The following is a 15139-nucleotide window of genomic DNA, read 5'->3' as shown; positions in this document are numbered from 1 at the left end:
TCGCGGTTCAGCGACGCACGGGACGCTTCTGCAATTTGCGCTGCAAGGTACGGCGGTGCATGCCCAGGGCCCGGGCAGTGGCGGAGATGTTGCCTTCGTGTTCGGTCAACACGCGCTGAATGTGTTCCCACTGCAAGCGGTCCACCGACATCGGGTTTTCCGGCACCAGGGTGTCGAGATCGGCGTGTTCGGAGAGCAGCGCGGCCAGTACATCGTCGGCATCCGCCGGCTTGCACAGGTAGTTGCAGGCGCCACGCTTGATCGCTTCCACCGCGGTGGCGATGCTCGAATAGCCGGTGAGAATCAGCACCCGCATCTCCGGGTCCAGCTCCAGCAGCTTGGGCAACAGCACCAGCCCGGAGTCGCCATCCATCTTCAAGTCCAGCGCGGCGTAGTCCGGCAAGTCCTGCTGGGCAATGACCAGGCCCTCCTCGGCGGAACCGGCGGTGCTCACGCGAAAACCGCGGCGGCTCATGGCGCGGGCCATCACGCGGGTAAAGGTGGCGTCATCATCCACCAGCAACAGGTGCGGCAGTTCCTCGCCTTCGACTTGGATCTCTTCACTCATGGTCGTCTCCTCGGGCGGCACGGGGCAGGCGCAGCTCGGTGAGCGTTCCGCCTTCCTCATGACTGTAGAGTTTCACTGAGCCTCCAGCGCGGGTCACGCTGGCCTTGCTCAAAAACAGGCCCAGGCCGAAGCCTTTGCCCTTGGTGGTAAAAAACGGTTTGCCGATCTGTTCGGCGATGGCCAAGGGTACTCCGGCACCGTGGTCACGAATACTGATGGTGAGGTTTTCCGCGTCCCAGTCCAGGCGTACTTCCAGGCCTTCGGGGCAGGCATCGGCGGCATTGTTCAGCAGATTGAGCAGGGCCTGGGTCAGGTCCGGCGGCGGCGCCAGGCGCGGCACCGGCCCCTCGCCCAACAGATGGAAACGGTAGCTGGCTTCCGGGCGCATCAGGTGCCAACGGTTCAAGGCTTCGTCCAGCCACTGGGTGACTTCCTGCATGTCCACCGCCAGGCGGCGATTGGCCTCGGCCGCGCGCACCAGTTGCTGCAGGGTTTCCTTGCACAGCTTGACCTGGTCCTGGAGCACGCCGAGGTCATCCTGCAGCAGCGGGTCGGGATGGTCCTGGCGCATTTCCTTGAGCAGCACGCTCATGGTCGCCAGGGGCGTGCCCAATTCGTGGGCGGCACCGGCAGCCTGGGTCGCCACTGCCAGCAATTGCTGGTCGCGCAGCCCCTCTTCGCGCCGGATCGCCCGCAGTTCTTCCTGGCGGCGCAGCTCTTCTGCCATGCGTGCAGCGAAGAAGGTGATCACCGCCGCAGCCAGGGCAAAGCTCAGCCACATGCCGTAGACCTGAAGGTTCTCCCGGGCGATGGGGAAGGTCTGCAACGGGTAGAAACGCGCCAGCAACAGGGTATAGAGCGTCAGGGCGATACCCGACAGGACCACCGAGTAGCGCCACGGCAAGGTCACCGCGGCAATGGTCAGGGGCACCAGGTAATAGGAGACGAAGGGGTTGGTGGAACCACCGGAGAAGTACAGCAGGACACTGTGGATAAACAGGTCACAGGCCAGTTGCAGGGCGTATTCCAGCTCCGTCACCGGCCACGAGGTGCGCAGGCGGATCGCGGTGAAAGCGCACAACACCATGGAAAACATCAGGGTCACGCCCAGTTGCAACCAGGGCAGCGGCAGCAGGTCCAGCCAGTAGGCGAGCCCCACCGAACCGGCCTGAGCGGCCAGCACCAGGGTACGGATAAAGGTCAGGCGCCAGAGGTTCTGACGGGTTGCGGACAGCAATTTTACGGGGGCGAGCATGAGCTCTCCTGATGAGCGCTCCAGGGCAATCGCCGGGAGTATAACCAAGCAGCCCCCGGCACAGGCAAAACTGCGGCAAAGCGCCACACTGCCCTGAGCGGCCGCGGACGAACCATGGCGATCATGTGTATCAAAGTTGTAATTGGCCGCAACGAGGAATAAAAACCACAGTCTGAAGGTTTCACCCAGGCTCTGACCTTATCCTGCGGACCGCACTCAAGGAGTTTTCATGCAGCATTTCAGTCGCAGCGTCGCCCTTCTCGCACTCAGCGCCGGCACCCTCACCAGCCTGCCCGCCCTGGCCGCCGATGAACTGCACTACAACCAGATTTCCCTGCGCGCCGAAGTCAGCCAGGAAGTGGCTCGGGATCTGATGATCGTGACCCTCTACAGCGAATCGCAGAACACCGACCCGGCCAAGCTCGCCGCAGAAATCACCACCACCATGAACAAGGCCCTGGACCAGGCGCGCCAGGTCAAGGACGTGACCCTGCGCCAGGGCAGCCGCAACAGCTACCCGATCTACGACGGCAAGGGCCAGAAGATCACAGGCTGGCGTGAGCGCGCCGAACTGCGCCTGGAAAGCTCCGACTTCGCCGCGCTGTCCAAGCTCACCGGTGAACTGCTGGGCGACCTGAAGATGGGTGGCATGGACTTCGCCATCGCCGACCCGACCCGCAAGGCCAGCGAAGACGCGTTGCTCAAGGATGCGGTCAAGGCCTTCAAGGCCCGTGCGCAACTGGCCACCGAGGCCCTGGGCGGCAAGGGCTACAAGATCGTCAACCTGAACCTCAACAGCAATGGCTATCCACAGCCTTACATGCGCGCGCCGATGATGATGAAGGCCGCCAGCATGGATTCGGCCCCAGTGACACCAGAAGTCGAGGCCGGCACCAGCCAGGTCAGCATGACCGCCGACGGCGCCATCGAAGTGCTGATGCCCTGACCTTTTCCCTGCGTCTTCCAACGGCGATAACCTTCGGCATCAAGGTTATCGCCGTTTTTCGTTACCGGCTATTTCAACCCGGACCCGGGGGAACCCGGGTCTGTGGTGTTAGAGTTATACCCCCCGGTACGCAGCGGCTCAGATGTTGCTGACGTCCGCCGGGTATACTGCTTCTTTCCTATAAGAGTCTCTTCAATGACCGCAGATCGCATCGGCGAACGCCTGCGTCGCTATCGCCGCGCCGCCAAGAAAACCCTGCGCCAGATCGCCAGCGAATCCGGTCTGACCGCCAGTTTCCTCTCCCAGGCAGAGCGTAATCTCACGGGTGTATCGATTTCTTCCCTGGTCAATATCGCCAAATCTCTGAACGTTCCGCTGAACGCCCTGTTCGACCAGCCGATCCAGGCGCAACCCGACTCCCACGACGGCAAGCGGGTGCGCTACACCATCGAAGGCCAGCCACTGGCCTACGAGCGCCTGTCCAGCTCCTTTCCCGGAAACCTGATCAACGCGGTCAAGATGAACATACCGGTGGGCTACCAGTCCGAGCTGATTTCCCATGACGGCTCGGAGTTCTCCTACGTGCTTTCAGGACAGATCGTCTACACCATCGAGGGCAGTCAATATCCCCTGAGTGCCGGTGACTCGGTGCACTTCGACGCCACCAAGACTCATTGCCTGGCCAACGTCGGCAATGGCCCGGCAGAAGTCCTGACCGTCACCACCATGGGCCTGTTCGACGACCATTCCGCGGCCTGAGCCCAGCGCACGGCCGTCAGTCGAACCCCTGGGACAAACCTGTGCACAAGGAGAAATGTTAGTCACGCTTAATTTTCGTTGACCACGATTTCAGCATGACTTAATTTCGGCATCGGCGAATCGACTATCAACAACACAACAAAGCGATCGCCGTCGCCGCACAGGGTCCATGGGGCTGCATCCACTCCCCATAAGAAGGCGAGTTTCCATGGCCCACAAGGCCAATCCTCAGATATGCCCTAGAAAAAGAAAAAATGAGGTTTGCATGGATAAGACCTTTCCGCTCCAGGTTTGGCAGACAACTGGTCTGATCCGCGGCACTACGCCGTCACAAACCCGCAGCGACCTCCACAGTGACAACCTCACTGCGAGCCCCGAATTCAGCACCTGCGACGATGTGCCGAGCACGCGCCATCGCCAGCAAAATTGCGGGCATCCGTTCTCCACGGCCTCCCTCACCCAGCCGCCCACCTCCATCCGGTCAGACAAGGCCGGGCGCCTGGGCCAAGCATCACCCGGCACACCAGCCAGCACCGCACCAAGAGTGGGCGCGATGGGCTTCGATTGCCCCGTGAAAAGGCAGCGCATGCACCACAAAACACCGGCGCAAACGATCAAATGCGTCAAGATTTATACAAATGCGTCATTCCTGTACGTTCGTTCCACTCTTTGAGACTTGTGGCAGCCCTGCATCTTGCATTGGGTATGAGGGCTGCATAAGTATCGGCGGGTCGACTCACAAGGTCGCCCTCTACACCAAAAATGACAACAAATCATGAGGCCACCATGTTCAAGAAAGCAGTCCTTCCGTTATTAGTCAGCGCCGGCTTGCTCGCCAGCGCACCCTTCGCCCAAGCGGCGACTAACCTGGTGTTCTGCTCTGAAGGGAGCCCGGCCGGTTTCGACCCTGGCCAGTACACCACCGGAACCGACTTCGACGCCTCAGCCGAAACCCTCTACAACCGCCTCAGCCAGTTCGAACGTGGCGGCACCGCGGTCATTCCGGGCCTGGCCACCAGTTGGGACATCTCGGACGACGGTCTGACCTACACCTTCCACCTGCGCGAAGGCGTCAAGTTCCACACCACGCCGTACTTCACCCCGACCCGTACTTTCAACGCCGACGACGTGCTGTTCACCTTCAACCGCATGATCGACAAGGACATGCCGTTCCGTAAGGCCTACCCCACCGAATTCCCGTATTTCACCGACATGGGGATGGACACCAACATCACCAAGGTCGAGAAAGTCGACGACAAGACCGTCAAGTTCACCCTCAAGACCGTGGACGCAGCCTTCATCCAGAACCTGGCCATGAGCTTCGCCTCGATCCAGTCCGCCGAATACGCCGACAAGCTGCTCAAGGAAGGCAAGGCCAGCGACATCAACCAGAAGCCGATCGGCACTGGCCCCTTCGTGTTCAAGAGCTACCAGAAAGACTCGAACATCCGCTACACCGGCAACAAGGACTACTGGAAGCCTGAAGACGTGAAGATCGACAACCTGATCTTCGCCATCACCACCGACCCCTCGGTACGTATCCAGAAGCTGAAGAAGAACGAATGCCAGGTCACCCTCTTCCCGCGTCCGGCCGACCTCAAGGCCCTCAAGGAAGACAAGACCCTGAAGATGCCTGAGCAGGCAGGCTTCAACCTCGGCTACATCGCCTACAACGTGATGCCGGTCCTCAAGGGCCGTACCGATGCCAACCCGCTGGCCGACCTCAAGGTGCGCCAGGCGCTGGACATGGCGGTGAACAAGCCGCAGATCATCGATTCGGTGTACCAGGGCGCCGGCCAGCTGGCGGTCAACGCCATGCCTCCAACCCAGTGGTCCTATGACACCACCATCAAGGACGCCAAGTACGACCCCGAGAAAGCCAAGGAGCTGCTCAAGGAAGCCGGCATCAAGGAAGGCACCCAGATCACCCTGTGGGCCATGCCGGTACAGCGTCCCTACAACCCCAACGCCAAGCTGATGGCCGAAATGCTGCAGTCGGACTGGGCGAAGATCGGCCTGAAAGTGAACATCGTCAGCTACGAGTGGGGCGAGTACATCAAGCGCTCCAAGGGCGGCGAGAACCAGGCGATGATCATCGGCTGGAGCGGCGACAATGGTGACCCCGACAACTGGCTCGGCACCCTGTTCGGTTGCGATGCAATGAACGGCAATAACTTCTCGAAATGGTGCGACAAGCCTTACGACGCCCTGATCAAGCAAGCCAAGGCTACCTCTGATGTAGCCAAGCGCACCGAGCTGTACAAGCAGGCGCAACACATCCTCAAAGATGCAGTACCGATGACACCTATCGCTCACTCGACGGTGTTCCAACCCATGCGCGCCAACGTGCAGGATTTCAAAATCAGCCCCTTTGGCTTGAACTCCTTCTACGGCGTCAGCATCGGCAAATAAGGTTCTGCAACGGCGACGTCCATGACGTCGCCGTTGCTTTACCAGCCCGGCCCGCTGGAGCTCGGTCTCTACTGCGCAACGACCCGCCACTGGCGCACTGTCTTGCGAATTCAGAGCCGATTCCTACAGGCATTTCAGGTTCGACGCAGTTACCGCCCGGCCCTCGACCCTCAAGGTCGGTGCAAGGCGAAGCTGCGTCTGCCAACGGGCACCTGCCGCACGTAGTGGTTTGGCATCAATGGCCTGTACAGGCTCCAGGAAGGAGTCATGGCCCATTGCTCATCACAACAAAAATGGAGAAGTACGGTCATGCGTCATTCCTGGATTTTCCCGGCCCTGCTGGGCAGTGGCCTGTTGGCCGCCAGTTCGTTCGGCACCGCCGCCGAACGCAGCCTGGTGTTCTGTTCCGAAGGAAGCCCGGCGGGCTTTGACACCGCCCAATACACCACTGCCACCGACAACGATGCCGCCGAGCCTCTGTACAACCGCCTGGTGGAGTTCGAAAGAGGCGCCACCAACGTGCTGCCAGCGCTGGCCAAGAGCTGGGACATTTCCGAGGACGGTCTCACCTACAGCTTTCACCTGCGCGAAGGGGTGAAGTTCCATAGCACGCCCTATTTCAAGCCGAGCCGAGACCTCAACGCCGACGACGTACTGTTCACCTTCAACCGCATGCTCGACGCCGAACATCCGTTCCGCAAGGCTTACCCGACGGAGTTTCCCTACTTCAACGGCATGAGCCTGAACAAGAACATCGCCCGGGTCGAAAAGACCGACCCGCTGACCGTAGTCATGACCCTCAATACCGTGGACGCGGCCTTCATCCAGAACCTGGCCATGAGCTTCGCCGCGATCCTTTCCGCCGAATACGCCGAGCAACTGCTCCAGGCCGGCACCCCGAGCCAGATCAACCAGAAACCCATCGGCACCGGGCCCTTCGTGTTCCAGCGTTATCAGAAAGACTCGCAGATCCGCTACAGCGCCAACCCGCACTACTGGGACCCAAGCCGGGTCAAGCTCGACCGGCTGATCTTCGCCATCAACACCGACGCCTCGGTACGGGTACAAAAGCTGCGGGCCGGCGAATGCCAGGTGACCCTGCACCCGCGCCCCGCCGATATCGACACGCTGAAAAACGACCCGAAACTGCAAGTCATCGAAAAGCCCGGGTTCAATCTGGGCTACATCGCCTACAACGTGCAGCACAAACCCTTCGACCAGCTCGAAGTGCGCCAGGCGCTGGACATGGCGGTGAACAAGCCAAGCATCCTCAACGCCGTGTACCAGGGTGCCGGGCAGCTGGCAGTCAACGCCATGCCACCGACCCAGTGGTCCTACGACGAAACCATCAAGGACGCCGCCTACAACCCGGAAAAAGCCCGGGAGCTGCTCAAGGCCGCCGGGGTCAAGGAAGGCACGCAAATCACCCTCTGGGCCATGCCGGTACAACGCCCCTACAACCCCAACGCCAAGCTGATGGCCGAGATGCTGCAGTCCGACTGGGCGAAGATCGGCCTCAAGGTGAAGATCGTCAGCTACGAGTGGGGCGAGTACATCAAGCGCACCAAGAACGGCGAACACGACATCAGCCTGATCGGCTGGACCGGCGACAACGGTGACCCGGACAACTGGCTGGGCACGCTGTACAGCTGCGACGCCATTGGCGGCAACAACTACTCCATGTGGTGCAACCCGCAGTACGACAAGCTGATCAAGCAGGCCAAGGTCGTCACCGACCGTGAACAGCGCAGCCTGCTGTACAAACAGGCCCAGCAACTGCTCAAGCAACAGGTCCCGATCACACCCGTGGCCCACTCGACGATCAACCAGCCGCTGAGCGCGAAAGTCGAAGGTTTCAAGGTCAGTCCTTTCGGCCGCAACGCCTTTTCGGGTGTCAGCCTAGCCCCATAACCGATGAGCCAAAACCCTGGGGGCGATTTTCGCCCTCACGCAGACGCTTTGCCTGAATTCGGCGATCAAGCCACATGCAAACGTTTGCGATGCCTTGAATGAGTTCCAAAAACCAGCCGGCCCAAAAAAACCGGCATTTAAAAAAGAAAACAAAGGAGCTTCACCCATGAAACTGAGCAGCAGCGCATTGTTAGCCTTGGCTATCAGTAGCATCACCGCCTCGGCCTATGCGGAGAACGTCAGCCAGGACTTCGTCCCGACTGAACTGAACGCCACCAGTGCCCAGGCTGAGACCAAGGGTTTTATCGAAGGGCAGAGCCTGTCGGGTACCACGCGCAACTGGTACGCCAACGAGCTGAAACGTCGTAACGACCGTTTTTCGTACAACCACAATGGTGTAGAGACCTCGACCCCGCGCCGTATCAACTGGGTCCAGGGCACCATCCTCAACTACACCTCGGGTTTCACTGAAGGCACCGTTGGCGTCAGCACGGAAGTCGCCGCCTACAACGCTATTGCTCTGGATCGTGACCGCAAGGATATCGCCGGCAAGAACAACCGCACCCTGACCCACTCCGACGGCGACGCCGTGGGCCAGTGGAGCAAGCTGGGCCTGGCCAACGTCAAGTTCCGCGTGTCCAACACCACCCTGACCGCCGGCCGGCAGAACTTCAGCACGCCGATCGTCGACGTCATCGGCAACCGTCCGCTGCCTTCGAGCTTTGAAGGGGTGAGCATCCACAGCGAAGAGTTCAACAACCTGTCGTTCGACGCCGGCAGCTTCGACCGGGTATCGCCACGGACCGAACAGAGCCTGTCCAAGTTCAGCTCCGAGTACAACAGCAACGGTGCCGAGACCGATCGCGTAAGCCTGGTCGGCGCCAACTACCAGCCGCTGAAAAGCCTGAAGACCAGCCTCTACGCCTCCAAGGTGGAAGACTTCTGGAACCAGTACTACTTCGGCGCCACCCACGAGCTGGGCGACAGCTCGGTGCTGAGCCTGACCACCGGCCTGAACTATTACAAGACCGTCGATACCGGCAAGAAGAAGATGGGCGAGATCGACAACGACACCTACTCGCTGTCGCTCGGCCTGACCCACCAGGCCCACAGCCTGACCTTTTCGTACCAGGAAATTAACGGTAACGAGTACTTCGACTACCTGCACGAAACCAACGGCATCTACCTGGCCAACTCCCTGCTCTCGGACTTCAACGGCCCGAACGAGAAATCCTTCCAGATCGCCTACGGCCTGAACATGGCCGAGTACGGCGTGCCCGGCCTCAAGTTCAACATCTACCAGGCCCGTGGCTGGGGCATCGACGGTACCCACTACAACGGCACCGCCTACAGCGGCGTCAAGGCAGACGGTACGGTCTATGGCGTACGCACCATGGACGGCGAGCACCACTACGAATACGGCATCGGTGCTTCCTACGCCGTACAGAGCGGCCCGCTGAAAGCCACCGCGATCCGTGCCACCTACACCACGCACCGCGCCAGCGAGAACCAGGCCGACGGCAACATCAATGAATTCCGACTGGTTACCACCATCCCGTTCAATATTCTCTAACCCACCAGTTGAAGGGCGGATTCATGACGAATCCGCCATTCAAGCTAATCTGGTTCAATCGATTGCAGAGGGTTCCTGATGAAAATGCTTCCCCTGAAAGCGGCCGTTGGCGCCGCCCTGCTGAGCGTCGCCCTGGGCGCCACAGCCAAACCCTTGGTGGTCTGTACCGAAGCCAGCCCGGAAGGCTTCGATATGGTCCAGTACACGACTGCAGTCACGGCCGACGCAGTGGCGGAAACCATCTTCAACCGCCTGGTGGACTTCAAGCCCGGCACCACTGACATCGAGCCGGCCCTGGCCGAATCCTGGGACATCAGCCCCGACGGCCTGCAATACACCTTTCATCTGCGCAAGGGCGTCAAATTCCACAGCACCGACTACTTCACCCCGACGCGCGAGATGAACGCCGACGACGTGCTCTGGAGCTTCCAGCGCCAGCTTGACCCGAAGCACCCCTGGCATGACAAGTCCAGCGTGGGCTTCCCCTATTTCGAAAGCATGGGCTTCAAGGAACTGCTGAAAAGCGTCGAGAAGATCGACGACCACACCGTGGTCTTCACCCTGACCCGCCGCGAAGCCCCTTTCCTCGCCGACGTGGCCATGGCCTTCTCGTCGATCTTCCCGGCCGAATACGCCGACAAGCTGCTCAAGGAAGGCAAGACCTCTGAGCTCAACAGCAAGCCCATCGGCACCGGCCCGTTCATCTTCACCCGCTATGCCAAGGACGCCCAGGTACGCTTCAAGGCCAACCCGGACTACTTCCGCGGCAAGCCGCCGGCCGACCCGCTGGTGCTGGCGATCACCACCGATAACAACGTGCGCCTGCAGAAACTCAAGGCCAACGAATGCCAGATCGCCCTGTACCCCAAGCCCGATGACATTCCCAGCATCAAGGCCGACGCCAACCTCAAGGTCGACGAGCTGGCCGCCATGACCACCGGCTACATCGCCATGAACACCACGCGCAAGTACATGAGCGACGTGCGAGTGCGCAAGGCCATCGACATCGCCTTCGACAAGGAAGCCTACGTCAACAGCCTGTACGGCAAGGGCAACGCCCTGGTGGCCACCGGCCCGTATCCGCCGACCCTGCTGGGCTTCAACAACAGCCTGAAGAACCCGCCCCGGGATCTGGACAAGGCCCGCGCGCTGCTCAAGGAAGCCGGCGTACCGGAGGGTACGGTTATCACCCTGTTCACCCGCAACGGCGGCGGCCCGACCAACCCCAACCCGATGCTCGGCGCACAGATGATGCAGGCCGACCTGGCCAAGGTGGGCCTCAAGCTCGACATCCGCGTGATGGAGTGGGGCGAGATGCTCAAGCGTGCGAAAAACGGCGAACACGATATGGTGTCGGCAGGCTGGGCCGGGGACAACGGCGATCCGGACAATTTCCTGACCCCGAACCTGAGTTGTGACGCGGCGAAAAACGGCGAAAACTACGCCCGCTGGTGCAACAAGACGTTCCAGGATCTGATCGACGAAGCACGCTCCGACGCTGAACCCGCCAAACGCGCCGAGCTCTATGAAAAGGCCATGCTGGTTTTCGAACAGGATCAACCGTGGATCCCCATGGCCTATCCGAAAATGTTCACCGCCATGCGCAAGAACGTCGAGGGTTATCACATTAGCCCCCTGACCACTAACAACTTCGCTACCACCCAAGTGAAGTAATAAGAAACGCCCGCCGTCCTTGACCCCAAGGATGGCGGGAACGCCTAACCGGCTGATTGAGGTACTTCAGAAGATGTTTAGTTTTATTGCCCGCCGTGTGGGGTTGCTGATACCCACATTCTTCGGCATCACCTTGCTGACCTTCGCCTTGATACGCATGATTCCCGGCGACCCCGTGGAAGTCATGATGGGCGAGCGTCGGGTCGACCCTGAGATGCATGCCCAGGCAATGGAACGCCTTGGATTGAACAAGCCGCTGTACGCCCAGTACCTGGACTACATCGGCAAGCTGGCCCACGGCGACCTGGGCGAGTCCCTGCGCACCCGCACCAGCGTCTGGAGCGAATTCACCTCGCTGTTCCCCGCGACCCTGGAACTGTCCATGGCTGCCCTGCTGTTCGCCGGTGTGCTCGGCCTGCTGGCCGGGGTGATCGCCGCCTTGAAGCGAGGGTCGCTGTTCGACCATGGGGTAATGGGGATCTCGCTGGCGGGGTATTCGATGCCGATCTTCTGGTGGGGCCTGATCCTGATCATGTTCTTCTCGGTAAGCCTGGGCTGGACCCCGGTTTCCGGGCGTATCGACCTGCTCTACGACATCGAGCCGAAAACCGGCTTCATGCTCATCGACACCCTGCTGGCCAAAGACACCGACGCCTTCTTCGACGCGCTGCAGCACCTGATCCTGCCCGCCATCGTGCTGGGCACCATTCCGCTGGCGGTGATCGCGCGGATGACCCGCTCCTCGATGCTCGAAGTGCTGCGTGAGGACTACATCCGTACCGCCAAGGCCAAGGGCCTGTCGCCGGCTCGGGTGGTGTTCGTCCACGGCCTGCGCAACGCGCTGATTCCGGTGCTGACCGTGGTCGGCCTGCAAGTCGGCACCCTGCTGGCCGGTGCGGTCCTGACCGAAACCATCTTTTCCTGGCCGGGCATCGGCAAGTGGCTGATCGAAGCCATCGGCGCCCGGGACTATCCCGTGGTGCAGAACGGCATCCTGCTGATCGCCTGCCTGGTGATCATGGTCAACTTCGTGGTGGACATCCTCTACGGCTTTGCCAACCCACGCATCCGTCATCAGCGCTGAGATCAAGACTAATGAGCACTCCAACTTCCTCAGTAGCAGTCGATCAAAGCCTGCTCTATCCGTCCGTCTACAAAGAATTCTGGCAGCACTTCTCCCGCAACAAGGGCGCGGTGGCCGGCCTGCTGTTCATGCTGCTGATCGTGTTCTGCGCACTGTTCGCGCCCTGGGTGGCGCCGCACAACCCCAGCGAGCAGTACCGCGACTTCCTGCTGACCCCTCCGGCCTGGCTCGAAGGCGGCCAGATGCAGTTCCTGCTGGGCACCGACGAACTGGGCCGCGACCTGCTCTCGCGCCTGATCCAGGGTTCGCGCCTGTCGCTGCTGATCGGCCTGTCGTCGGTGGTGATGTCGCTGATCCCGGGGATCCTCCTCGGGCTGTTCGCCGGCTTCTTCCCGCGTTTGCTGGGCCCGACCATCATGCGCCTGATGGACATCATGCTGGCCCTGCCATCGCTGCTGCTGGCCGTGGCCATCGTCGCCATCCTCGGCCCAGGCCTGATCAATACCGTGATCGCCATTGCCGTGGTGTCCCTGCCGTCCTATGTACGCCTGACCCGCGCCGCAGTGATGGGCGAACTCAACCGCGACTACGTGACCGCCGCGCGCCTGGCCGGTGCCGGCCTGCCACGCCTGATGTTCATCACCGTGCTGCCCAACTGCATGGCACCGCTGATCGTCCAGGCCACCCTGAGCTTCTCCTCGGCGATCCTCGACGCCGCCGCCCTGGGCTTCCTCGGCCTGGGCGTGCAACCGCCGACTCCGGAGTGGGGCACCATGCTGGCCTCGGCCCGGGACTACATCGAACGCGCCTGGTGGGTCGTGAGCCTGCCGGGCCTGACCATTTTGCTCAGCGTGCTGGCAATCAACCTGATGGGCGACGGCCTGCGCGATGCGCTGGATCCGAAACTCAAGAACGCCGCCTGAGGAGATTCCCATGTCACTGCTAGAAATCAAGAATCTCAATGTCCGTTTCGGCGACGCCACTGCGGTGCCGGTGGTCGATGGCCTCGACCTCAAGGTCGACAAGGGCGAAGTGCTGGCCATCGTCGGCGAGTCCGGCTCCGGCAAATCGGTGACCATGATGGCCCTGATGGGCCTGATCGAGCACCCCGGCATCGTCACCGCCGATGCCCTAAGCTTCGACGGCCGCGACATGCTCAAGCTCAGCGCGCGCCAGCGCCGGCAGATCGTCGGCAAGGACTTGGCCATGGTCTTCCAGGACCCGATGACCGCGTTGAACCCCAGCTACACCGTGGGCTTCCAGATCGAGGAAGTGCTGCGCCTGCACCTGAAGATGTCCAGCAAGGCCGCACGCAAGCGCGCCATCGAACTGCTGGAAAAGGTCGAGATCCCCGGCGCCGCCAGCCGCATGGACGCCTACCCGCACCAACTGTCCGGCGGCATGAGCCAGCGGGTGGCAATCGCCATGGCGATCGCCGGCGAGCCCAAGCTGCTGATCGCCGACGAACCCACCACCGCCCTGGACGTGACCATCCAGGCGCAGATCATGGACCTGCTGCTGAACCTGCAGAAAGAGCAGAACATGGGCCTGGTGCTGATCACCCACGACCTCGCCGTGGTCGCCGAAACCGCCCAGCGGGTGTGCGTGATGTACGCCGGCCAGGCGGTTGAGGTGGGCCAGGTACCGGAGCTGTTCGATATCCCCGCGCACCCCTACAGCGAAGCGCTGCTGGCGGCGATTCCCGAGCACAGCCTCGGCGCCACTCGCTTGTCGACCCTGCCGGGCATCGTCCCCGGGCGCTACGACCGGCCTCAAGGCTGCCTGCTGTCGCCGCGCTGCCCCTACGTGCAAGACAACTGCCGCGCCCAGCGCCCCAGCCTCGACCCGAAAGCCGCCAGCCTGGTGCGCTGCTTCTACCCGCTGAATCAGGAGGTGGCGTAATGGCCGTCGTTCTTACCGCCCGCGACCTCACCCGTCACTACGAAGTGTCCCGTGGCCTGTTCAAGGGCCACGCCACCGTGCGCGCACTCAACGGCGTGTCCTTCGAGCTGGAAGCCGGCAAGACCCTGGCTGTGGTGGGTGAATCCGGCTGTGGCAAATCCACCCTGGCGCGGGCCCTGACCCTGATCGAGGAACCGTCTTCCGGCTCGCTGAAAATCGCCGGCCAGGAAGTCGCCGGTGCCGACAAGGCCCAGCGCAAGCAACTGCGCAAAGACGTGCAGATGGTGTTCCAGAGCCCTTATGCCTCGCTCAACCCGCGGCAGAAGATCGGTGACCAGCTGGCCGAGCCGCTGCTGATCAACACCAAGCTGTCGGCCGCCGAACGCCGGGAAAAAGTCCAGGCGATGATGAAGCAGGTAGGCCTGCGCCCCGAACATTACCAGCGCTACCCGCACATGTTCTCCGGGGGGCAGCGCCAGCGTATCGCCCTGGCCCGGGCAATGATGCTGCAGCCCAAGGTGCTGGTGGCAGACGAACCGACCTCGGCGCTGGACGTATCGATCCAGGCCCAGGTATTGAACCTGTTCATGGACCTGCAGCAGGAATTCAACACCGCCTACGTGTTCATTTCCCACAACCTGGCAGTGGTGCGCCACGTGGCCGACCAGGTGCTGGTGATGTACCTCGGCCGGCCGGTGGAAATGGGCCCCAAGGAGGACATCTACACCCGCCCCCTGCACCCCTACACCCAGGCCCTGCTGTCGGCGACACCAACCATCCACCCGGACCCGGACAAGCCGAAGATCAAGATCGTCGGCGAGCTGCCCAACCCGCTGAACCCACCACCGGGCTGCGCCTTCCACAAGCGCTGCCCTTATGCCACCGAGCGTTGCAGCACTGAAGAGCCGGCCCTGCGCCAGCTCGACAGCCGCCAGGTGGCCTGCCACTACGCCGAGCAATTCGTGCTGTAGCGGCCATGAAAAAGGCGCTCCCGGATGCCTCCGGGAGCGCCTGAACCTTGTTCGACCCGCCCCCGGCGACAGATTGCGCATCAG

At 61.7% G+C, this 15139-nt stretch carries 13 protein-coding genes; 11 read left to right on the top strand and 2 right to left on the bottom strand.

The window, feature by feature from the left end:
* Positions 1-7: 7 nt before the first annotated feature.
* Positions 8-568 (bottom strand): response regulator transcription factor, encoded by a 561-nt coding sequence (locus AC07R1_RS25990; protein ID WP_011059240.1) that lies wholly within the window; start codon positions 566-568, stop codon positions 8-10.
* Positions 561-1823 (bottom strand): ATP-binding protein, encoded by a 1263-nt coding sequence (locus AC07R1_RS25985; RefSeq protein WP_011059239.1) that lies wholly within the window; start codon positions 1821-1823, stop codon positions 561-563. The genes AC07R1_RS25990 and AC07R1_RS25985 overlap by 8 nt, the downstream gene beginning before the upstream one ends.
* Before the next feature lie 229 nt (positions 1824-2052).
* Between AC07R1_RS25985 and AC07R1_RS25980 the strand changes: the two genes are divergently transcribed.
* The 11 genes from AC07R1_RS25980 to AC07R1_RS25930 all read left to right on the top strand — a co-directional run bounded on the left by AC07R1_RS25980 (position 2053) and on the right by AC07R1_RS25930 (position 15055).
* Positions 2053-2769, top strand: coding sequence for an SIMPL domain-containing protein (locus AC07R1_RS25980; RefSeq protein ID WP_011059238.1), 717 nt, complete (start codon positions 2053-2055; stop codon positions 2767-2769).
* Positions 2770-2964: 195 nt separating this feature from the next.
* Positions 2965-3528: a helix-turn-helix domain-containing protein gene (locus AC07R1_RS25975; protein ID WP_015634148.1), complete on the top strand. Its 564-nt coding sequence runs from the start codon at positions 2965-2967 to the stop codon at positions 3526-3528.
* Positions 3529-3793: 265 nt separating this feature from the next.
* A complete protein-coding gene (locus AC07R1_RS25970) occupies positions 3794-4201 on the top strand; it encodes a hypothetical protein (RefSeq protein WP_041751953.1) in 408 nt (135 codons plus the stop codon).
* 113 nt (positions 4202-4314) lie between these two features.
* Positions 4315-5940: an ABC transporter substrate-binding protein gene (locus tag AC07R1_RS25965; protein WP_011059237.1), complete on the top strand. Its 1626-nt coding sequence runs from the start codon at positions 4315-4317 to the stop codon at positions 5938-5940.
* A gap of 309 nt (positions 5941-6249) precedes the next feature.
* Positions 6250-7851: an ABC transporter substrate-binding protein gene (locus AC07R1_RS25960; protein WP_011059236.1), complete on the top strand. Its 1602-nt coding sequence runs from the start codon at positions 6250-6252 to the stop codon at positions 7849-7851.
* Positions 7852-8017: 166 nt separating this feature from the next.
* Positions 8018-9424, top strand: a complete 1407-nt coding sequence (locus tag AC07R1_RS25955) for an OprD family porin (RefSeq protein ID WP_011059235.1) — start codon at positions 8018-8020, stop codon at positions 9422-9424.
* A 78-nt stretch (positions 9425-9502) separates the two neighbouring features.
* Positions 9503-11098 (top strand): ABC transporter substrate-binding protein, encoded by a 1596-nt coding sequence (locus AC07R1_RS25950; protein WP_011059234.1) that lies wholly within the window; start codon positions 9503-9505, stop codon positions 11096-11098.
* A gap of 73 nt (positions 11099-11171) precedes the next feature.
* Complete coding sequence (locus AC07R1_RS25945; RefSeq protein WP_011059233.1) at positions 11172-12182, top strand: ABC transporter permease subunit; 1011 nt, start codon at positions 11172-11174, stop codon at positions 12180-12182.
* Between the two features lie 11 nt (positions 12183-12193).
* A complete protein-coding gene (locus AC07R1_RS25940) occupies positions 12194-13105 on the top strand; it encodes an ABC transporter permease subunit (protein WP_011059232.1) in 912 nt (303 codons plus the stop codon).
* A gap of 10 nt (positions 13106-13115) precedes the next feature.
* Positions 13116-14084 (top strand): ABC transporter ATP-binding protein, encoded by a 969-nt coding sequence (locus tag AC07R1_RS25935; RefSeq protein WP_011059231.1) that lies wholly within the window; start codon positions 13116-13118, stop codon positions 14082-14084.
* Positions 14084-15055, top strand: coding sequence for a peptide ABC transporter ATP-binding protein (locus tag AC07R1_RS25930; RefSeq protein ID WP_011059230.1), 972 nt, complete (start codon positions 14084-14086; stop codon positions 15053-15055). Before AC07R1_RS25935 ends, AC07R1_RS25930 begins: the two co-directional genes overlap by 1 nt.
* The last annotated feature ends 84 nt before the right edge of the window (positions 15056-15139 follow it).

This window comes from Pseudomonas sp. GW821-FHT07F01, assembly GCF_059418825.1.
The sequence above is the reverse complement of the archived record's forward strand: the minus strand, read 5'-3'. Positions and strand labels throughout refer to the sequence as shown.

Excerpts from the sequence above, each read along its gene's own strand:
- AC07R1_RS25990 (WP_011059240.1), bottom strand. The coding sequence starts at position 568 with ATGAGTGAAGAGATCCAAGTCGAAGGCGAGGAACTGCCGCACCTGTTG.
- AC07R1_RS25985 (WP_011059239.1), bottom strand. The coding sequence starts at position 1,823 with ATGCTCGCCCCCGTAAAATTGCTGTCCGCAACCCGTCAGAACCTCTGG.
- AC07R1_RS25980 (WP_011059238.1), top strand. The coding sequence starts at position 2,053 with ATGCAGCATTTCAGTCGCAGCGTCGCCCTTCTCGCACTCAGCGCCGGC.
- AC07R1_RS25975 (WP_015634148.1), top strand. The coding sequence starts at position 2,965 with ATGACCGCAGATCGCATCGGCGAACGCCTGCGTCGCTATCGCCGCGCC.
- AC07R1_RS25970 (WP_041751953.1), top strand. The coding sequence starts at position 3,794 with ATGGATAAGACCTTTCCGCTCCAGGTTTGGCAGACAACTGGTCTGATC.
- AC07R1_RS25965 (WP_011059237.1), top strand. The coding sequence starts at position 4,315 with ATGTTCAAGAAAGCAGTCCTTCCGTTATTAGTCAGCGCCGGCTTGCTC.
- AC07R1_RS25960 (WP_011059236.1), top strand. The coding sequence starts at position 6,250 with ATGCGTCATTCCTGGATTTTCCCGGCCCTGCTGGGCAGTGGCCTGTTG.
- AC07R1_RS25955 (WP_011059235.1), top strand. The coding sequence starts at position 8,018 with ATGAAACTGAGCAGCAGCGCATTGTTAGCCTTGGCTATCAGTAGCATC.
- AC07R1_RS25950 (WP_011059234.1), top strand. The coding sequence starts at position 9,503 with ATGAAAATGCTTCCCCTGAAAGCGGCCGTTGGCGCCGCCCTGCTGAGC.
- AC07R1_RS25945 (WP_011059233.1), top strand. The coding sequence starts at position 11,172 with ATGTTTAGTTTTATTGCCCGCCGTGTGGGGTTGCTGATACCCACATTC.
- AC07R1_RS25940 (WP_011059232.1), top strand. The coding sequence starts at position 12,194 with ATGAGCACTCCAACTTCCTCAGTAGCAGTCGATCAAAGCCTGCTCTAT.
- AC07R1_RS25935 (WP_011059231.1), top strand. The coding sequence starts at position 13,116 with ATGTCACTGCTAGAAATCAAGAATCTCAATGTCCGTTTCGGCGACGCC.
- AC07R1_RS25930 (WP_011059230.1), top strand. The coding sequence starts at position 14,084 with ATGGCCGTCGTTCTTACCGCCCGCGACCTCACCCGTCACTACGAAGTG.